Raw genomic sequence first — 18,903 nt, forward strand, 5'->3', positions numbered from 1 at the left:
GCGTGTTGATTCGAATGCGGCGATTCGACTCGCTGCCGATAGGATGGGAAGGCGATGACTACCTTTGCCGATCTCGGCCTTCCCCAGCGCCTGGTGCACGTTCTGCACAACCAAGGCATTACCGAACCGTTTCCTATTCAAAAATCCGCGATTCCCGACGCCCTAGCCGGCAAAGACGTACTCGGCCGCGGCCCAACCGGGTCGGGCAAGACCTATACCTTTGGCCTGCCCATGCTTGCCCGCCTTGCCGGAACAGGCGCGTCCAAGACTGCTCATCCCCGTGCGCTCATCCTCGCCCCAACGCGCGAATTGGCTACTCAAATTTATCATCGCCTTGATGAACCTGCGGCGACGCTGGGCTTAAGAGTGCTCGCTGTCGTGGGCGGGGTAAACATTAATCACCATATCCGCTCCCTCGCCCGCCCCGTCGATGTCCTTGTCGCTACCCCTGGTCGTGCTCAGGACTTGATTGACCAGGGCAAGCTGCATTTGGATGCGGTCCAGATTACTGCACTGGATGAAGCCGACCAGATGGCCGATATGGGCTTTTTGCCCCAGGTACGCAGGCTTCTGCGCCTAACTCCGGTGCAAGGCCAGCGCTTGCTGTTTTCGGCGACGCTTGACGGCGAAGTCAATAAGCTGGTGGAGCAATTCCTCCATGACCCGGTGGTCCACTCCACAGCCCCGGTGCAAGCTGCAGTGGATTCCATGTCCCATCACCTCTTTTTCGTCGGCGAGCGTCCCGCCCGCAACGAGGTGGTGCTGCGCATCGCTGCCCGCCAAGGCAAAACCATCATGTTTATGCGCACCAAGCACGGCGTGGACAGGCAGGTCAAGAAATTGCGTCGCTCTGGCATCAACGCTTATCCATTGCATGGCGATAAAGGCCAAGGCGCGCGTACCCGCGCAATCGAAGGCTTCGCCGATGGCAGCATTCCGGTCTTGGTCGCCACCGATATTGCCGCCCGCGGTATCGATATTGCGGACGTTTCACTCGTCGTTCACGTCGATCCGCCCGCAGAGCACAAAGCCTATCTCCATCGCGCCGGCCGCACGGCACGCGGTGGTGCTGCGGGTACCGTGATCACTTTGGTCATGGATGAACAACGCAAAGAAGTAGCTGCACTCATAGAAAAGGCTGGCGTCACGGCTACCGAGCACGATATTTCTCACCGTGACAATCCTGCTGGCGCACCGATCCTTAAGGAGATTACGGGTGCTCGCAAGCCCAATGGCCCTGCCCTTCCCCCACCCGGGCAGGACGCGCCGCAGAAACCAGCAAAACCAGTCAAGAAATCCAATTCCCAACGCCGCCGCTCAGGCGGCAAAGTCGCCCGCCGCCGACGCCGCTAAGTCAAGGAGGTAAACGCTCATGCGCATCTTGAGCCCTGAGGACTGGAGTGCTCAACAGCATGAACACGAAAAGCAAGCCACAGACCGCTTGGAGCGCTTCCGGCATCCTGGCAGCTACCACCCTGTTTTCGATTTTCTCTTTGAGTACTACCCCGTACGTCCTTCTCACCTTAAGCGCTGGCACCCGGGTGTAGGAACTGCGCTAGCAGGCACTCCTCCGCACGCTGAATGGCGGGATTATTACGCCACCTCAGAAGGCATCACCGTCGACCTCGCCAGCTTTCTAGAGCGTCGTGGTGACTCGGTTCGCTATATCTCCAATCTGCTTCGGCGTTCCGCTACCAATCCGGTCCACTTTGACTGCTTCGGTCTGCATGAATGGGCAATGGTCTACCACACAGATTCCCCGCGTCATTCGCTGCCCTTGCGGCTCGGTGCGGACGGCACCAACCGGGTTGTCGATGAGCACTCAATTAAGTGTTCTCACTATGATGCCTTCCGGTTCTTTACCCCTCCTGCTCGCCCTCTTAACCTCACTATCCTGCATCGTGAAGATCAGCCCGACAATGACCAGGCAGGCTGCGTACACGTCACGATGGATCTATATAAGTGGGCCTGGAAGCTGGGACCTCTCGTACCAGGCGAACTTTTCCTTGAATGTCTGGATTTGGCGATTGAAGCGCGCATCCTTGACATGGAGGCATCTCCTTATGACTGCCGTGATTGGGGACTTGGCGTGGTACCCATCGAGACCCCTGAGGGCAAGGCCGAGTACGTCTCGAGGCAAAGAACGCTGGCGCTCACAGCTAAACCACTGCGAGACCGGCTTGTCGCTGTGATAGATCAGGCACTTGCCCCGCTAGAATGAGCCATTAACAACGGCAGTTTGCTTGGGAGGAAGACACCACATGGCACGGCATTCAAACGGGAAAAATAGCTTCGCAGTAGCGGGATGGGTTATTGCGGTGGCTATTATCGCGCTACTGGCCATAATTGCCTTGGTGGTCTTCCTTTTGCGCGGCGCAGGCAACGACGACGGCGAAGACTCCGCCGCACCCGCCGCAGTGGAAAGCAGCACCGAGGACGCACCGGAGAACAGTACGACAGCTACTTCCAGTGCTTCCACCTCCGCTGCCCCCAAGAGTTCTTCCCCGACAAGCTCCGCTGCAGCGACGAGTTCCGCAGCAGCTCCCAAGGCCGATGTGACGATGGCGGAGAATACGCTCCTCCTTCTGGATACATCTTCGGCCATGGCGCCGATGTACGGCCCTGTGGCCCAAGCCTTGGGCACCACTGCTTCTGATCTAGCCGCAGACGGCGGGGCAGTCTCGTTGTGGAACTACTCCTCTCCTATCTCTGAGACCGCCACGGTTGGTTTCCGCCAAAACCTAGGCTTTGGCGATGGCAACGCTGTATCCGGCACGCTCGGTGGCTTTGGAACCGGCGGTGTTCCGCAAACGCGCAGCGCCGTTGTAGCAGCTGTCGCGAATGCCGCCGATCAAGCCGCAGGAACTGGCGACAAAGCACGGGTAGTCGTAGTAACTACTGGCACCGAGCAGGACATGGATGATGCGCAATTCACATCCGCTCTTGACGACGCCGCCTCCAAGGACGTTTCCCTCAGCGTCGTTCATGTCGGTGAAGGCAATGTCGATGCCGCACTGAAGTCCGCAGCTGATAGCTTCACCTCTGTTGACTCAGCCGATGAGGCGACGGTCTCTAGAGCAATTAATAAGGCCGCAGGGGTCTAATACGCAGATCTTCCTTGCCTACGGCACCGAACGAGGCATCGTTCGGTGCCTTTCTTGTCGGCTCATAGTGGCTAGTGCTCCCCTACACCGCGGAGCTACGGGCACTTTCCCAAATATAAGCTGAGAGTCGGCTAGGGCACTAAGCGCTTGGGCTCGACCTCGATCCCGCGAGCCACGCAGCACGGAACAGGACGATCTTGCATGTTGTCATCGTGGCGATAGAGATCAAAAATCCACCCTTCTTCCCCGTGAGCTGGGAAGGAGGGTGGATTCTGTGTGGACGAGCTTAGGAGCTCTTGCGCTTGCGACGAGCAGCCAACTCGTCGAGGCCGACCACGTTGTCCTCGGCGAAGTCTTCGATGCGCTCCGAAGGGAAGGAAGAAATGGTGCCGGATAGTTCCTTCAAGATGCCCGGAACCGCAATGCCGAAGACGCCTTGACCGCCAGCGAGCAAGTCAATCACCTCATCGTTGGAACGGCATTCATAAACGGTAGTGCCATCGGATACGAGGGTGAGTTTTGCCAAGTCATTGACACCACGATCCCGAAGGGACTCAACTGCCAAACGGATATTCTGCAGGGAGATGCCTGTGTCCAGCAGGCGCTTAACGATCTTGAGTACCAGCACATCCTTGAAGGAGTACAGGCGCTGGGAGCCGGAGCCGCGCGCCGTGCGGATGGAAGGGTTGACCAGGTTGGTGCGAGCCCAATAGTCCAGCTGGCGGTAGGTGATGCCGGCAACTTGGCAAGCGATGGGAACGCGGTAGCCCACCTCTTCGTCGGGTCCGACGTCAAAGAGCGATTCCTGTACGTAGGTGGATTCGGACTGGGAGTCCTCGTTAATGCTCACGTAATTACTCCAATGGGGTTTGTTGGAAGTTCTAAAGATCAATTAAAAGCCAAGCGCATACGCCCGTCAAGCGCTGCTTGCTCAACTGTCAAGTACAACTTTAGACTTCTCAAACCCCATTGTCACCATTAGTCACACGCGTGTCATTAACTTTTTTCGTCGTCATCCCCCGATAGGAAATCCTTTTCCTCCATACCCAAAGACCTCATCATGGCTTCAAAATCCGCATCTGCCTGGGCATTTCCCGACGCCGAGGTCGAGGAATCATTGTTTTCGCTGGCCGGCAGATTATCGCCTGCGGCGTGGGTGGAAATTTCCAGGTCGAAGTACTCTTTCACGTCTGCATCACTGGCATACACGGAAACCTGGGCAAGGAGGTCCGCCTCGGCTGAAATGGGGACGTGGAAATATTCGGATACGGCAAGTGCGTCGCTCAACCGAGAGTCATAAACCTCGCCGTTCGGAGCCTTAATATCTACCATGAACGTTCCCTGGTGGTAGTTGGCAATTTCAATGGCCTCTACCCCGCCAGTGCCCTCTAGTACCTCGCAGATAAGATCGTGCGAGGTGGGACGATTAGGCTGGTGGCCGTCTAAAGCGGCAGCTAGTTGCATGCCTTCAATCGGGGAGATCCACACGGGGATCAACCGGTTCTCTTCCGGCCAGCGCAGCACAGCGCACACATCGTCTTCGGGGCCTACCTGGTGGATACCGTGAAACTCTAGGGATACATCACTCATAAATACCACTCTCCCACAAACGCGGGATTACGTGTGTATTAGGAGTGGTATTCGTCGCGCAGATCCGACTTCACCAGAGTTGCGTGCAGGGAGACCACTAGAGCGGTCATTTGCTGGGAGATTTCCTCTGCCTTCTGATGCGCGGTATCAGAGTTTGAGTGCGCCACGGGAGCTGCCGCCTGGGAGATCAGGTCTGCCTGCCGGCGGGCGTTATTGCGCAGGGACTTGAGCTCACGGGCGCCAAAACCAAATGCCTTAAGCGCCACTGCGGCAGAGACAATGGCCACGTCGTCGGTATTGAAAAAGCCTGCGGCATCTGGGCGGATGAGGCCATATTTAACCAAGGAAGCTACATCATCTTCGCTGGCACTAGCTTGGGTAGCTACCTCTACATCGGTCAGGCGCGTGACCACAGGGGCCCTAAACTGCTGCGGCGAGAGTAGGGTTTCTGCATTTCCCGCAGAAACAATGGCGGTCACCTGGCCGGAATCCATGGCTTCTAGCTGCTCGCGGATAACCTTCAGCGGCGTATAGTTATCGCGCTGAGTGGTGAGAATATACCGCAGTCTGTCCACGTCTTCTTGGGTGAAGCGGCGATAGCCAGAGGCCGTGCGCTGTGGACTGATGAGCCCCTCAGATTCGAGGAAGCGAATCTTAGACACCGTGACGTCTGGGAATTGCTGATTCAGCGTTTCCAAAACCACACCAATGGACATGGTCTTTGGCTTCTTAGCTTTAGGGCTGGTGCGGCGTACTGCTGCTGCCGAAGAATCTGCTGCGCTCACTGTGTCTATCTCTTAGGGGTACTGAAAGTTCTTATCGTGCCATAAGTAGACTACACCGCCCCTCCTAGTAAGGAAGCGCGGCTAGTCTACGTAAAAAATTAGCTCTGGTTAGCGATGAAAACCAAGCGGAACTTGCCAATCTGAATTTCGTCTCCTACCTCGAGCACCTGGGAGTTGCGAGGCTCGCGGTTAACGTAGGTTCCGTTCAGGGATCCCACATCAACTACCTCAAACTTGCCGTCATCATTCTTGCGAAACTCCGCGTGGCGGCGGGACACCGTAACGTCATCGAGGAAGATGTCTGCCTCAGGGTGGCGGCCGGCGGTAGTAGTCGCCTGATCCAATAAGAAGCGGGCACCTGCGTTCGGGCCACGCTTTACCACGAGGAGGGCCTGACCTTCCGCCAGGTTGTCGGTGCCGGCAACGGTAGCATCATTGCCATTCGCGCCGTTTTCCATCTCCTTGAGCAGGTCTGCGCGGAATACAGATGTGGTCTCTACCTGTGGTTCCGGGGTTCCGGTGTTCTCGCTCATTGTTACCTCCGGGGATTAGTTACGAGTTACTTATAACAATACTAGCGACTCATGTGAGTCCGTGACCCCTTCGTGGGGAATAATTTCACCGGAAAATGTTTCCGATGCCGCTCAGCACGGAATTTCCCTTGCCAGCAAGGGGGTTATCGGACACCATGTAGGTCCATGTAGCACTCGGACGAGCGAGGCCGGCGTCATCGAGGTGTGCCCCGGCGGCGTCGATAAGCACTGTACGGAAAGTCTCCACAGACTTGTCGACGGCCCTCTGAGCCAAGTCCTTAAACTCCCTCACCGCAATGCGGTGGTACTCGTCGATGGGAGTCTCTCGGGCGATGGCGCGCAGATGAATCGACTCGCGCACATCGTCCATGAGCTCTAGGTGGTCGGCCCAGGCCAAGTCCAAGTGATACAGCATGATTTCGCGCGCGGCCTTGATGCGGGCTTCCTCTGGAACCTCTGCTAGCTCTGCTGCACGCTCCGGAGCACGTTGGGATAGTTCCTGCCACGCTTGATCAGTATCCAATAGCTTGGTTCGGCGCTCATCAATAATAATGCGCTGATCAGCTAGAAGCTGGTTATACTTCCAGGTCTGGGCATGAATTTCGAGTAGTTGGCCCTCGGTCACCCGCTGGCAGTGTGCCACGAAATCGCTAACTCGCTTGGATTCAATGCGCCCGTCTTCTGCTGGTTGGGCACGCACAGTCTCGCCGTCGCCGCCTTGCTGGACCACATCGTCTTCGAGGGAGACGAAGAATAGGGACAGGCCCGGATCGCCCTGCCGGCCTGCACGGCCGCGCAACTGGTTATCCAAGCGGGCGGTGCGGTGGCGGGAGGTACCGATAACCGCCAAGCCACCCAATTCCGCTACCGCATCGTGGTCAGCTTCGTTTGCACCGCCCAGCTTAATATCGGTGCCGCGCCCGGCCATCTGCGTAGAGACGGTAACGCGTCCAATATCGCCGGCCTCGGCGACGATCTGTGCCTCCTGCTCATCATTTTTGGCGTTGAGTACATTGACTTCAATGCCCCGCTCGCGGAGAGCATCCGCCAGATCTTCCGACTCGGCTACATCCTGCGTGCCCACAAGGATGGGTTGCCCCGTGGCGTGAATGGTGGCTATTTCCTCCACGATGGCGGCGGATTTATCATCGACGGTCGCAAAAATGCGGTCTTGCTCATCAAAGCGCTGCAGCGGCTTATTGCGGTCGATCACGGATACATGAAGATCATAGAACTGCCGCAGCTGATCGGTCGCCTCCACCGCGGTACCCGTCATGCCGCACACAAGTGGATAACGCCGCATAAGTTCTTGCAGCGTGATGGTGTCGAGGATGCGCCCGCCTTCGGAAACCTCTAGGCCTTCCTTGGCTTCTACTGCCGCTTGGAGCCCGTCGGGCCAGCGTTGTAGGTCGGCAACGCGGCCCCGGGAGGCGTCAATAAGCTGCAGCTTGCCATCCACCACGATGTAGTGGATGTCCCGGATAAGCAGGGCCTTGGCATGCAGGGCGAGGTTGACCTTCACCAAGATGGTGCCGATATTCTCCTCCGAATAAAGCGAATCAATGCCCAATTCCTGCTCCACGCGGCGGGCACCAGTCTCGGTCAGTTGAACGGTGCGGCCGTCCTCAGAGATGGAGTAGTCCAGCTTTTCGCGCAGCCGAGAAACCACATTGGTGATGTGCCCAGTGGGGGCCTCACCTGGCCGATTACCGGCCAGCACTAGGGGCACAAGGGCCTCATCCACTAGGACGGAATCGGCTTCATCCACGAGGGCAACGTCGCCGGCTGTCTGCACCGTGTGAGAGCGGTCGGTAATTTGGTTATCGCGCAACAAGTCAAAGCCCAGCTCGTTGACCGGTGCGTAGATAATATCCTGCGCGTACGCAGCGCGTCGCTCATCCGGTGTCATGCCCTCCGTAACCGAGGCAACGCTCAATCCAAAGAACTCCACGACAGGACGCATCCATTCGGCGTCGCGGGCGGCAAGATAGTTATTGACGGTGACAACGTGGACGCGTTTGCCAGTCAACGCGAAACCCGTAGCCGCCATGGCACCCACCAAAGTCTTGCCTTCGCCGGTGGCCATTTGGATGACGTCTCCGGTAAGCAGGCGCAGTACGGCTTGGGACTGCACATTGAAGGGATGCATCCCTAGGGTGCGCTCGCACGCTACTGCCAGGGCCGCGAGGAACTGCGCCTTATCCGCAATCTCGCCGCCTGCAACGGCATCGCGTGCAGCTTGGGCTACAGCTGCGTCGTCCTGCTGGCCCAATGCCCGAGCCGCTTCATCGGCTGAACCCACGATGGCCTTGGATTTCTTATCGTTACGCTCGCTTTGCGAGCCCATTGCTTTCCAGAACCAATCGAACGCGCCCATACCTCATCCTCCTTATTTGGATTGCTCCTATCGACTGTAGTCAACCTGGTATGGCTTGCGGGTAAGAGGCCCGTTATTGTAGTTCTCATGCAATCCGTCAATGTTAAGCTGCCTTCGAGCCGGGGAACCGAGATGGCCGGAACCATCGACTTCCCGGATTCTCCCCCGATCGCCTATGCCATCTTTGCCCATTGCTTCGCCGGCTCGCGCCACACTCCCGGCGCCGCCCGCACTGCGAAACAGCTCACTGAGTTCGGCATCGCCACTTTGCGTTTCGATTTTCCCGGCCTTGGCCAGTCCGCCGGTGAATTTGGCGATACTACCTTTAGCCAAAACGTTGATGATATCCATGCCGCTGCCGCCTGGCTGACGGAGAACTACTCTGCCCCGCAATTACTCATGGGCCATTCGCTAGGTGGAGCTGCCGCGTTGAAGGCGGCCACCACCATGAAATCACTCAAGGCGGTAGCCACCATTGGCGCGCCCTTTGATCCTGCCCACTCCGTGCTGCACTATGCGGACAAAATCGGCGAGGTCGATGCCAACGGCGAGGTGGAAGTCATCCTCGGCGGCCGCGGCCTTATCATTTCCCGCAAGTTCCTCGAGGACTTGGCGGATACCAACCCCGAGGAGTACCTGCCCAAGCTCCGCAAGCCACTGATGGTGTTGCACTCGCCCATTGACCAAACGGTGGGCATAGACAATGCGCAAAATATCTTTCTGCTCACGCGCTACCCCAAATCCTTGGTTTCCTTGGACAAGGCCGATCATCTGCTCACCAAGCAGGGCACGGCAGCCCGCGCTGCGGATCTCATCGGTGCGTGGGCCGAGCAGTTTATCGTTCCTGACTATCGGCCAGAAGAAGTAGGAACCGACGCCGCAGTTGCGCAGCCGGCCACCGGCACCAAATTCGGCGTGGTCGTCCGCCACAATGACCACAGCCTCAGTGCCGACCGCACGAAGAAGAATGGCGGCAAGGGTAAGGGCTTTACCGCCGAGGGCCTAATTATGTCCGCGCTGGCCACGGCCGCTACCCAAGCAGTCAAGGATGCCGGCAAGAGGCTTGCGCTTGACGACGTCCACGTGAGCATCACCCAAACCGGCCCCGCCAGCTTTGAGCGCCGCATCGAGCTTGTCGGAAAACTCTCAGCGGAAGAAGAGGCTGCCCTGCGCTCTGCCGCGAAGGACACCGATGTGGAGCGCATGCTCGGCAACGTCACCATCGTGGACGTGGACGCGCTCTAATGGCGGCTTTTGATTCCTCGCGCCGCTGCCCGTGCGGCACCGGCCTGACCTACGGCGAGTGCTGTGGCAAGTACCATGCCGGCACCAACGCCCCCACTGCGGAGGCGCTCATGCGCTCGCGCTTTAGCGCCTTTGTTACTGGCGACGAAGCCTATCTCCTTCGTACGTGGGATCCCGATACTCGCCCTGCAGCACTCGACTTGGCTGATTCTCCCGTCCGGTTTTATCGCCTCGATATCCTGGATACCCAAGCAGGCGGATTGCTCGATAGTTCCGGCGTGGTGGAGTTTGAGGCCTTTTATAAAGGCGCGGCCGTTGGCTCACAACGCGAGCGTTCCTCGTTTCGCCGCGTCGGCGGCGCTTGGGTGTACTCCAGCGGCGAGTTTTAGCGCAGGTTACACCCCAAATTTCACAGTAGAATCCTACTGATGTAATCTAGACAAGTCGCACAGTTCGACGGCGGGCTATGGCGCAGTTTGGTAGCGCACTACACTGGGGGTGTAGGGGTCGCAGGTTCAAATCCTGTTAGCCCGACAAATATTCAGCCGGCACCGTGAAGGTGCCGGCTTTTTCTATTCCGCGTTTACACTGCAAGCAAGATCGCAATTCCCAGCAGAATGAGGACCGTGGGAAACAGCACGCTTTCCCACTTTTCCAGTGCTTCTGCAATGCCCGGCCGCGTTGCCACAAACCGCGCTGCCCACACTAGGGGCGCCACGAGGATTAAGAAGACCACGCAATAGATCGCTCCTCAGCCGGCGTAGAGGTGGTAAACGCCGGCACGTATACACCAATATTGTCCCCTCCGTTGGCAAAGGTCACTCCGGCTACCGCCAGTGTGCTCAGCTTTTTGCTGGAAACGTCCTCATCGTCGTCCTCGCCCCGAAATGCTTGCCACGCTGCCCATAGGCCCAAAACACTGGCGGTGGACAATAGCTGCGGGTTTGACGCTGACGAAAGCCTTTCTCGTGACCACGGCGGGATTGACGGTTTGTGCAAAGGCATAACAGATGCTGGCGGACAGCTGCTCCTTGCGCGCCGCAATGGCTGTACTCTGGCCTTGGTTACTATGAATGGCGACACGGACTTTCTTCCTCTTACTAGCGCCGGAGGCTCAGGCAATGACTTAACCCTTCCGATTTCTCATTGATGAGGACCAATCATTGGACCGTGGGGCGCTAGTTGCCCTCTTGGAGACAGAGCCGGATATCAGCGTTGTGGCTGAGTGCGCAACGGGCACAGAGGAGGGGGTCGTCGCCAAGCATGGCATCGACGTTGCGCTACTTGATATTGAAATGCCCGGTAAGAACGGTCTTGATGCAGCCGCTGAACTAGAGGGCATTGGTTGCCGCAGCCTGATTGTCACGACTTTTGGGCGCAGTGGCTACGTCAAACGTGCTTTGGAAACGGGCGTAGCTGGCTTCGTAGTCAAGGACACCCCACCCGAACAACTTGCCGAAGCCATTAGGCGAGTGCACGCCGGCCTAAAGGTCATTGACCCTGCACTGGCCCAAGAGACAATTTTCACGCCCGACAATCCACTAACCGCACGCGAAAGGGAGGTCACACGTCATGTCTTGGAGGGCAGCGACACCCGCCAGATTGCCGGGCACCTTCATCTGAGCACTGGCACAGTGCGCAATATTGTCTCTTCGCTCATCTCCAAAACTGAAACTGCACATCGCTATGAGACAACAACTACCTCGCAAGCACAAGGATGGATATTGAAAAGGGCGACCGCTGCGGGCCTCCTTTTATGTCTGGATACCTATTCTGGCTTCTTTAGCTCAAGGACATTGACCATGCCCTGAAGGACTACGTCCATCACCTTGGAAGCTAGGTTGGAGTAGAAATCAGCCGAGTGATAGCGCAAGGCTCCTACGGTACTCAACTGCGAGAAGCCGTGGATGCAGGCCCACAGCGCCGCAATCTGGGTGAAGAGAATCCATGGCGATCGCGGCCCATTCGACTCAGAAATGGCATCGCGCACCAGATTCATGATGAAGGTGAAGGCCTTACTCATATCGAATGGTTGCTCAGTATCGCCGGACTCTTCGAAAGAGACGGGAACAATCGAGCGGCTTGATACCTCAATGAGGGCGACAAAGCCGACGGGGTCTTCCAGCGCATACTCCAAATATCCGAAGCCGGTTGCCTTAATATAATCCAGCCCGTGGGATCCTTCTGGCACGGCCTGGTTCTGGCGCATGATCGCTAGCATATTGGCTTCATCCAAAGACTCTTCCAAAGAGCGCTGCAGGTGAGAATTACCATCGAAAAGATGCTCCGCGTCTGCCAAATCTACGCCTGCTCGCGCAGCAGCAGAGCCGAGATGCAAGCTAGGAAGACCGTTATAGGCAATCTCTTCCGCCGCACCACGGAAGATGGCTGCACGCTTTTCCTCAGCCGTAGACTTTGGCATGTCCTTTGCTGCTGTAGTAAACGGTCCCGCTGGTTCGCCAACGAGTGCTAGCGGTTCAAAGGGCGCAATCTCCCCGTCACGCAAGCTAAGTTCCAGCCCAGAGAATAAAGTCTCAATGCAAACATTGAAGGTCTGCTTCTTCGCAGTGGGCGAGAGGTGACGCATAATGCCGAACGTGGCCAAGTGAGTAATGCCCTGCAACTCAGATAAGAAAGTAAGTGCTTGGATCACTACCAAGCGGTGATCAAAATCGCCGCGTGCTGCAATGGCGGCTTCCCGCATGCGTTCAAGCATCCGGCGGAAAGTGGGCGGGAAGGCATCAAAGCTTTTCGACTCTTCAATGCCGTCCTCAAAGTTGGGAAAGCTCGTTGCCGTCTCGCAGTTGTTATAGGCGGCGAAGCAGGTGGGGTTATCAAGAGCCAAGTTGAAGTAGACCTTGGCAGACTCGCGAAGTTTCTGAATTGCGGTCGCGCCATCCGGCAGTTTATCGAGTGCCTCGTAGGAGGCTACTCGGAGACGCTCATCTAAGAACCGGATGGTCTGAATGTAAAGGTCATGGTCATCTTCAAATAAAGACTTAGCTTCATCGACGGGAACAGCGATCTGCTCCGCCACAGCACAAACCTTTAAAGCGTCGCGCCCACCCTTAGCCAGGATACGGGCACTCTGATCCAGCAAGCGCTGCCTAGTCGAGCCCGCATGGGAAACGGTGCCTTCAAGATTGTTCACAAACACAATCCTAGCGATTTCATGCAGATTTGCTTGGGATACATTCACTTTATAAGTTGAGTCACCCATAAAAAGGTGGAAGCACCTATATAGACCTTTGCCAGCTTTATGCTGCTGGTCTTTATATAGCTTTGGCCCCCAGCCCTTGCGGGCTGGGGGCCAAAATAAAAAGTAGCCATTCGCCCTTTAAGCGGGCGAAGCTATTTACTCGTTACCGAGCTTGCCGTCAGCTGCGTCACGAGCCTTGTCGATCTGGTCGGCCTTGTCCTCGCCGAGCTTGTCCTTAGCCGCGTCAGCTGCCTTGTCCAAGCCCTTGTCGCTGAGCTCTTCGCCCTTATCGGAGTTCAGTGCGTCCTTTGCCTTATCGAAGATACCCATGTGGTTATCCTTTCTTCTAGTTCTAGCTTTATCTAAAAGCTGCCATGTCCGGCAACACACCCCAACGTACCGACACTTGAGCCAACATGCCACCGAAAAGTCTCTTCGGCCACTAGACCAAATAAATTTTTCCGCCCCGCAGCGCGATTGTTCTCAGGGGCATCCAGACACCCCCGCAGCCTATCGAGCACCCAATAAGGCCTGCCGCTTTAGCCCTACCCTAGCGAAGTATAAGCAAAATCAGGATGCACAATTTAGCTTCAGGCCAAATTTCCTCAATCGTGCAAATGATAGCGTAAGACGGTATCGACGATTTACCAACGAAGGCTTCGCACCATGGCTTCAACTACCCCAGCGCCACCGTCCACTTCGGAAACGGCCAGGGAATTCTTTGGCTTAGTATGGCCGGGCAAAGAGGCTGCCCGAGCAGCCGCTAGCGCGCCGCTGACACAGCGTTTCACGCGTGATGCTGCGCTCAGCACAGCCTGTGACGCGGACAACGCCATTATTACGGCAGATAATCTTCCGGTTCTACAAGGGCTTGCCAACCGCGGGGAACTCTTTGACGTCATCTATATCGACCCGCCTTATAACACCGGCAAGGACTTTGTCTACCGCGATAACTATCGTTTACGCCGCCAGATGCGTTCCGGAAGCTATGCAGAATGGCACTCGCAGTGGCTGTCGATGATGCTTCCCCGACTCATCTTGGCCCGAGATGTACTTTCCGCACAAGGTTTCATTTTTGTCTCCATTGGAGAAGACGAAGTGGCCAATACGCGCAAGGTACTCGATGAAGTTTTTGGGGAGGAGTGCTTTGCCGGCCAGTTGATTTGGAAAAAGGCCGGCACCGGCAAAAACGATTCTAAGTACGCAGTGGTAGAGCATGAATATATTCTGTGCTACTCCCGAACTCCTAACAATCCCGGTTTCAATGTCGATCTCCAAGGCCATACTTCCACCAAATACAACCATGAGGACGACAAAGGGAAGTATTCCTTGGTGCGTTTAGATTCTAAGACCCTTGGGTATCTTCCCTCCCTCGACTTCCCTATCTCCGGTCCCGATGGCAAGGAGTATTGGCCGCACCAGCCGGCGGGAAAAGAAAAAGTCGCCCGTTGGCGCTGGGGCCAAGATAAGGTTGAGCAGCGCTTCGATGAGCTCGTCTTCCGGCGAGGTTTTGTCTATACCAAGAACTATCAGAAGGTGGGAGCGCGCCCACGCTCTATCCTTGACGGGGAGCGCTTTGGAGTAACCCGTACCGGCCGACGCGATGCTGAGGACATCATGGGGCTCGAGGGCGTTTTCGAGTTTCCCAAGCCGGTGCGCTTGATTAAGCACCTCATTTCCATTGCGGGTGGAAAGGATGCGCGCGTCCTAGACTTTTTTGCGGGTTCCGGCACCACTGCGCAGGCAGTAGTAGAACTCAATAACGACGATGGGGGCACTCGGTCTTTTCACCTTGTGCAAATTCCCGAGCCTACCTCCCCGCGTAGCGCTGCTCATCGCGCGGGCTTTTCTACCGTGGCAGACATTTGCATTGAGAGGGTGCGCAAGGTTCCAGGCGCTAGCTTTCATGTCTATAGACCGGACTAAGTCTGTGCGGTACCGGACGGGCGACCGGGAATACCGAAGAAGTCTAGGACGCGGTCGGTAGCAAAGAATTTGCCTACCTCATTGTGCGCGTCTGCTGTACCACCGGGCCATACGTGTGAGCCTCCGGCGATACGGATGTGTTCAAGCGGTGCGGTACAGCCGCTCCACTTCATATCGAGTGCATTGTTGACTAGGCGGGTCGTATCGACCTTGGTAGAGCAACCATTGCGTTTACGGTCTTGTTCCAGCACGGATTCCACGGAATAGTACTTGGTCTTATGGCGCGTTCCACCGTAGTAACCCACCACGGGGTCCACGGTGCCGTGAATATCCAATCGACCCACGGGGGAATGGGCACAGTCTTTAAGAATATCTTTGTAGTAGGCAGCGGAAACGGTAGCCACGGACTTAAAAACATCGGGCATCTGACAGGCCAGGTAGGCGGCAAACCCGCCGCCGTTCGACATGCCGGTAGCAAAAATCCGGGAGTCATCTACCCTATACGTTGCTCGAACGGCATCAATGATGTCGCGAACAAATTTTTTGTCTTCTGCTGTTGACGTCTTGGCATAAGGAGCAGGGCTCCAAGCCTTCTTTTTACCTTCTGCGAAAATGGTGATGGCATCAGCGGCATCGAGGCGGGAATAGCCGCGGAGATTTTCGGCAGATTGTCCCCAGCCTGGAAAGGCCAGGACGATGGGCCACTTTTTCTCCCCCTTGTAGTCCTTGGGCACGCTGAGGATAAAGGAACGGCCCGATGGCAGATTAACGGTGGTATAGCTTCCTGGCTCGGGTCCGCTTAGCGGTGCGGAGGTTGGAATCCCTAAGTTTTTCGTCTCAGTTGGGACGGCTTGGGGCGCGGAGTCGGGCGAGTCGGCCGAACATGATGCGCCGGCAACCGCAAGGAAACTCACTGCTACCGCACCAACTAGGGCCCGTAGCGACCTCGCGTTCATCTCTGTCGTCCCTTCTGCCATGCGGTCCATAGTTGCTTATAACGGCCACCATAATCTAACAGTTCGTGGTGACTGCCTTGCTCCACCACCCGCCCGTTATCCATCACGGCGATGCTATCGGCTCGTGCGGCTTGGTCTAGTCGGTGCGCCACTATCAGTGCGGTTCGCCTACGGGTGACCTCTGTCGCGGCTTCTTCCAGAGCTTCCGCCCCCACCGATCCGGCCTCTGCGGTGGCCTCGTCCATGATGACGACCTTGGGATCTAAAAGCAATATTCGCGCCAGCGCAAGCTGCTGTGCTGCTACTGGGTCAAGGTGGATTCCCCGAGCTCCAATGACCGTATCTAGGCCCTCCTCTAACCGCGCATACCACTGTGCGCCGACGCGCTGTAGTGCATCTTCCATTTGTGCGTCTGAGGCTTGCGGGGCGGCCAAGGACAAATCTTCGCGCAGGGTTCCTGAGAATACGTGAACCTCTTGGGAAATCATCGCTAAACGCGCCACCCTTTCGGAATCAGAAAGGGCCGATACCTCTACTCCATCCACCAAGACTGTTCCGGTAGCCGGGACTCGCAGTCCGGCCAGAAGAGCAGCGACCGTGGTCTTTCCCGCACCAGAGGCTCCCACTAAAGCTACGGTGTGTCCAGCGGGAAGCTTAAGGTTCACGTCTTGCACAGCCCAGCCGCCGTCATCGTAGCTGAAGCTCACTTCTTTTAATTCGGCAACCCCACCTGGGGTCGGCGCGCCGAAGTCTGGCACTGCCCGTGGCGGATCCATGACCACCCCAACTATTCGAGACAGAGAGGCATAGCCGGATTGAACGGTATCGATTACTCGCATCAATCCCATGAGCGGGCCCCGCAAGCGAATAAGAAGGAGCATGGCCGCGGTGACTGAGCCAACGGTGAGCGCCCCAGCCTGCACCACCCAAAAGCCGATGAGCAAACCGCAGACCAGCATAACTAACTCGATGACCGTCATCCATAGCTGCAAGACCATCATTGTCCTTCGCGCGGCGTACCCCTTGTCCACCACCTGTGCGGAGACACGTTCAATCCCAACGTGCATCTGATCTTCCATGCCAAAGGCGCGCACAGTCTTTCGCCCGCGAATTGACTCCAGGAGTCTGCGCGCCCGTTCCGCCATGGCAGCGCGTTCGTCGGTATAGCGCTGCGGAGCGCGCTGCAGGTACTGGCGCGCGGCAAATACATAAAGCGGCGCAACTGCACCTACGACCAGTAGGTATTGCCAATTGAGGCTGACTAGTGCCACCCCCGTAGTTGCGATGGCGAAAGCAGATTTGGCCAGCACGGGGACGGTCTCGGTGACGGCAGCAGAGAGTTCTGCTACATCATCGGTAGAGCGAGAGACCAAATCCCCAGTGCCGGCTTCCTCCACACGGTGGGTAGGCAAGCGGAGAGCGGTAGAAACCATATCTTCGCGCAAAGCGGAGATCACGCGTTCGCTCAGGCGGGAAAGGACATAGAACCCTGCCGCGGAAAACAATGCCGAGACCGCGGCCACCAGAACTAAGGAAATACCAATGGGCACAATGGCGCCCTGAGTAATGACTGCGTCGACGATCTTTCCCAACAGGATGGGAATCGCTACATTGCTGCCGGCCCCTGCGGTAAGCAAGGCTAAGGCCGCTGCGGCTTGGCAGCGGGCGGCGGGGACGTCGGAAAGCTGGCGACCCACTTCCTTACGCACTTGAGGCCAGGAGGCCGTAGGAAACCGCATCATAGCTCTGCCCCCACTGCTGCCCACGCCGGCGAGGTGGTGAAGACAAGCGTGGGCTTAGGCCCGCGGTGATGCGCCACCCGCTGGGCAATTTCCTGTTCGGTCACCGAGTCCACGGCGGTTGTTGGATCGGTTAAAACTAAGATCTCCGCGTCCGCAGCAATGGCTCGTGCCAGCGCTACGCGCTGTTGTTGTCCGCCGGAGAGGTTTCGGCCGCCTTCTCCCACCTGGCGGTCCAACCCGCCCGGTATATCTTCGCCCGCAGCTACGAAGAGGGCTCGTTGTGCCCTTGCGCTATCCGGATGAATATTGTCCCGCACGGTCCCCTCAAAAAGCATAGTTTCGTGTGGAACAACCAGGAACCGCTCGCGCGGCAAGAAGACGAGATCCTCTGGAATAGGCTCGGGCACCACGTTGACCCCAGGAGCGAGGGCCGGAACCTGCGGTTCACTTTTCTCTACCCCGGGTGCGGCGAGGACGGCAATAATACGCTCTGCGCTTGCCTGTGCGGCCGCCCACCGCGAGGCGATATTTCGGCCCAGCATCGTCATCGGGGTGATAATGAATTGCGTGAGGCCGATAACCGTAATGAGTTCACCTACGCTCACCATGGAGTGCATGGCCATCACGCCTGCACCAATGCCCACCGCAATGACATACACCGAGCCCAAAATCTCCGTAGTCGCATTAAGTCGCGCTTGGGCAGCATTGGCCTCTACTGTTCGTTCGAAGGCAGCTCCAGACACCGTGGAGTATCGGTGACTGACAGTGGCTACTGCACCCAGGCCCTTAAGGATCCGCAGGCCCTGGACCACATCGGTGGCCATGGAACTGGCCTTCGCCAACGCCGCTTGGCGGCTTCCGGAACGCGTGCGCAGAGGCTTCGCCGCGCGCACTGAGCCCCACACCATTAACGGCCCGCCACACAAAATGGCGATGCCTAAAGGCAGGTTAATACGGCTAGCCATGATCGCCACATACACAATGGCAGCGATCTCAGCGACGGGAAAGACCGTCATCATAACGGCATTCTGCACGCGCCGTGCGTCTGTGGAGGCGATGGCAAGCAGTTCGCCGGCGCTGCGGGGCTCGCCTGCAATGCCCCGCGGATCCTGAATCCTATCCGTGATGGCCCTGCGCAGATCGTGCCCAATTACTAGCATGGCTCGCGCGTTGAGGCCGCGTCCGAACCATGCGGCTATGGCATTAAGGCCAAAAGCTACCCCCAATACCACTAGCCACATGCCTAGTCGGTCAACGTCACCTTCCGAGACAGCTTCATCAATGGCATGTCCCACTATCACTGGAGTCGATCCGTTAAGCAAAAAAGATACAGCCATGCAGAGTGCAGCCGGCACGGTGAGGGATGGACGAGAAAAGACAGTCTTTAGCAGCCACCTGGGATCTGATGGTGCAGGAAGTGTCCTCATAGGCAGCCATTCTAATTCG

At 57.2% G+C, this 18,903-nt stretch carries 16 protein-coding genes, 1 tRNA gene and 2 pseudogenes; 8 read left to right on the forward strand and 11 right to left on the reverse strand.

The annotated features are described in order from the left end of the window. The first annotated feature begins 54 nt into the window (after nt 1-54). The 3 genes from LG376_RS09695 to LG376_RS09705 are packed head-to-tail and all read left to right on the forward strand — an operon-like array spanning nt 55 to nt 3,104. Nucleotides 55-1,353: a DEAD/DEAH box helicase gene (locus tag LG376_RS09695; RefSeq protein WP_225746969.1), complete on the forward strand. Its 1,299-nt coding sequence runs from the start codon at nt 55-57 to the stop codon at nt 1,351-1,353. Between the two features lie 19 nt (nt 1,354-1,372). Then, on the forward strand, nt 1,373-2,221 hold the full coding sequence (locus LG376_RS09700) for a 3-methyladenine DNA glycosylase (RefSeq protein WP_225746970.1): 849 nt from the start codon (nt 1,373-1,375) through the stop codon (nt 2,219-2,221). A 40-nt stretch (nt 2,222-2,261) separates the two neighbouring features. Beyond that, a complete protein-coding gene (locus LG376_RS09705; protein WP_225746971.1) occupies nt 2,262-3,104 on the forward strand; it encodes a hypothetical protein in 843 nt (280 codons plus the stop codon). 286 nt (nt 3,105-3,390) lie between these two features. On the opposite strand, the gene LG376_RS09710 is transcribed toward LG376_RS09705, so the two are convergent. The 5 genes from LG376_RS09710 to secA2 all read right to left on the reverse strand — a co-directional run bounded on the left by LG376_RS09710 (nt 3,391) and on the right by secA2 (nt 8,389). Continuing rightward, nucleotides 3,391-3,954 carry a MerR family transcriptional regulator gene (locus LG376_RS09710; protein WP_225746972.1) on the reverse strand — a complete coding sequence of 188 codons (564 nt, stop codon included), beginning with the start codon at nt 3,952-3,954 and terminating at the stop codon, nt 3,391-3,393. A gap of 146 nt (nt 3,955-4,100) precedes the next feature. Beyond that, complete coding sequence (locus LG376_RS09715) at nt 4,101-4,694, reverse strand: bifunctional nuclease family protein (protein ID WP_225746973.1); 594 nt, start codon at nt 4,692-4,694, stop codon at nt 4,101-4,103. 38 nt (nt 4,695-4,732) lie between these two features. Next, nucleotides 4,733-5,479: a MerR family transcriptional regulator gene (locus tag LG376_RS09720; RefSeq protein WP_049378120.1), complete on the reverse strand. Its 747-nt coding sequence runs from the start codon at nt 5,477-5,479 to the stop codon at nt 4,733-4,735. A 98-nt stretch (nt 5,480-5,577) separates the two neighbouring features. Further along, nucleotides 5,578-6,012 carry an oxoglutarate dehydrogenase inhibitor Odhl gene (gene odhI, locus LG376_RS09725; protein ID WP_049378119.1) on the reverse strand — a complete coding sequence of 145 codons (435 nt, stop codon included), beginning with the start codon at nt 6,010-6,012 and terminating at the stop codon, nt 5,578-5,580. An 85-nt stretch (nt 6,013-6,097) separates the two neighbouring features. Next, a complete protein-coding gene (gene secA2, locus LG376_RS09730) occupies nt 6,098-8,389 on the reverse strand; it encodes an accessory Sec system translocase SecA2 (RefSeq protein ID WP_225746974.1) in 2,292 nt (763 codons plus the stop codon). Nucleotides 8,390-8,476: 87 nt separating this feature from the next. On the opposite strand from secA2, the gene LG376_RS09735 reads away from it, so the two are divergent. The 3 genes from LG376_RS09735 to LG376_RS09745 all read left to right on the forward strand — a co-directional run bounded on the left by LG376_RS09735 (nt 8,477) and on the right by LG376_RS09745 (nt 10,168). After that, on the forward strand, nt 8,477-9,634 hold the full coding sequence (locus LG376_RS09735; protein WP_225746975.1) for an alpha/beta fold hydrolase: 1,158 nt from the start codon (nt 8,477-8,479) through the stop codon (nt 9,632-9,634). Beyond that, a complete protein-coding gene (locus tag LG376_RS09740) occupies nt 9,634-10,023 on the forward strand; it encodes a YchJ family protein (RefSeq protein ID WP_225746976.1) in 390 nt (129 codons plus the stop codon). Before LG376_RS09735 ends, LG376_RS09740 begins: the two co-directional genes overlap by 1 nt. A gap of 71 nt (nt 10,024-10,094) precedes the next feature. Next, a tRNA-Pro gene (locus LG376_RS09745) sits at nt 10,095-10,168 on the forward strand. A 49-nt stretch (nt 10,169-10,217) separates the two neighbouring features. Here LG376_RS09745 and LG376_RS09750 read toward each other — a convergent pair. Next, nucleotides 10,218-10,549, reverse strand: a pseudogene (locus tag LG376_RS09750) (cadmium resistance transporter); the annotation flags it as partial. A gap of 230 nt (nt 10,550-10,779) precedes the next feature. Between LG376_RS09750 and LG376_RS09755 the strand changes: the two are divergent. Continuing rightward, nucleotides 10,780-11,358, forward strand: a pseudogene (locus LG376_RS09755) (DNA-binding response regulator); the annotation flags it as partial. 44 nt (nt 11,359-11,402) lie between these two features. Here LG376_RS09755 and LG376_RS09760 read toward each other — a convergent pair. Further along, complete coding sequence (locus LG376_RS09760; protein ID WP_225746977.1) at nt 11,403-12,785, reverse strand: TetR/AcrR family transcriptional regulator; 1,383 nt, start codon at nt 12,783-12,785, stop codon at nt 11,403-11,405. A 204-nt stretch (nt 12,786-12,989) separates the two neighbouring features. Further along, the gene (locus tag LG376_RS09765) at nt 12,990-13,163 is read right to left on the reverse strand and encodes an Rv0909 family putative TA system antitoxin (RefSeq protein WP_198493015.1); all 174 of its coding nucleotides are present in this window, start codon (nt 13,161-13,163) and stop codon (nt 12,990-12,992) included. Between the two features lie 336 nt (nt 13,164-13,499). Here LG376_RS09765 and LG376_RS09770 point away from each other — a divergent pair, with 336 nt between their 5' ends. Continuing rightward, a complete protein-coding gene (locus LG376_RS09770) occupies nt 13,500-14,759 on the forward strand; it encodes a site-specific DNA-methyltransferase (RefSeq protein ID WP_225746978.1) in 1,260 nt (419 codons plus the stop codon). Here the strand turns inward: LG376_RS09770 and LG376_RS09775 are convergent. From LG376_RS09775 to LG376_RS09785, 3 genes are read right to left on the reverse strand one after another with little or no spacing between them, the layout of a single operon-like run. Further along, nucleotides 14,756-15,673: a PHB depolymerase family esterase gene (locus LG376_RS09775; RefSeq protein WP_225746979.1), complete on the reverse strand. Its 918-nt coding sequence runs from the start codon at nt 15,671-15,673 to the stop codon at nt 14,756-14,758. The genes LG376_RS09770 and LG376_RS09775 overlap by 4 nt on opposite strands. A gap of 38 nt (nt 15,674-15,711) precedes the next feature. Then, nucleotides 15,712-17,454, reverse strand: a complete 1,743-nt coding sequence (locus LG376_RS09780) for an ABC transporter ATP-binding protein (protein WP_225747384.1) — start codon at nt 17,452-17,454, stop codon at nt 15,712-15,714. Next, nucleotides 17,454-18,884, reverse strand: a complete 1,431-nt coding sequence (locus LG376_RS09785; RefSeq protein ID WP_225746980.1) for an ABC transporter ATP-binding protein — start codon at nt 18,882-18,884, stop codon at nt 17,454-17,456. The genes LG376_RS09780 and LG376_RS09785 overlap by 1 nt, the downstream gene beginning before the upstream one ends. Nucleotides 18,885-18,903 lie beyond the last annotated feature (19 nt).

Origin of the sequence: Corynebacterium sp. Marseille-P4611, from assembly GCF_916618765.1 — a bacterium.
In the GTDB taxonomy this organism is placed as follows: Bacteria; Actinomycetota; Actinomycetes; order Mycobacteriales; family Mycobacteriaceae; genus Corynebacterium; species Corynebacterium marquesiae.

Coding starts and splice junctions, on each gene's coding strand:
- LG376_RS09695 (WP_225746969.1), top strand. CDS start 55: ATGACTACCTTTGCCGATCTCGGCCTTCCCCAGCGCCTGGTGCACGTT.
- LG376_RS09700 (WP_225746970.1), top strand. CDS start 1,373: ATGCGCATCTTGAGCCCTGAGGACTGGAGTGCTCAACAGCATGAACAC.
- LG376_RS09705 (WP_225746971.1), top strand. CDS start 2,262: ATGGCACGGCATTCAAACGGGAAAAATAGCTTCGCAGTAGCGGGATGG.
- LG376_RS09715 (WP_225746973.1), bottom strand. CDS start 4,694: ATGAGTGATGTATCCCTAGAGTTTCACGGTATCCACCAGGTAGGCCCC.
- odhI (WP_049378119.1), bottom strand. CDS start 6,012: ATGAGCGAGAACACCGGAACCCCGGAACCACAGGTAGAGACCACATCT.
- secA2 (WP_225746974.1), bottom strand. CDS start 8,389: ATGGGCGCGTTCGATTGGTTCTGGAAAGCAATGGGCTCGCAAAGCGAG.
- LG376_RS09735 (WP_225746975.1), top strand. CDS start 8,477: ATGCAATCCGTCAATGTTAAGCTGCCTTCGAGCCGGGGAACCGAGATG.
- LG376_RS09740 (WP_225746976.1), top strand. CDS start 9,634: ATGGCGGCTTTTGATTCCTCGCGCCGCTGCCCGTGCGGCACCGGCCTG.
- LG376_RS09765 (WP_198493015.1), bottom strand. CDS start 13,163: ATGGGTATCTTCGATAAGGCAAAGGACGCACTGAACTCCGATAAGGGC.
- LG376_RS09770 (WP_225746978.1), top strand. CDS start 13,500: ATGGCTTCAACTACCCCAGCGCCACCGTCCACTTCGGAAACGGCCAGG.
- LG376_RS09780 (WP_225747384.1), bottom strand. CDS start 17,454: ATGCGGTTTCCTACGGCCTCCTGGCCTCAAGTGCGTAAGGAAGTGGGT.
- LG376_RS09785 (WP_225746980.1), bottom strand. CDS start 18,884: ATGAGGACACTTCCTGCACCATCAGATCCCAGGTGGCTGCTAAAGACT.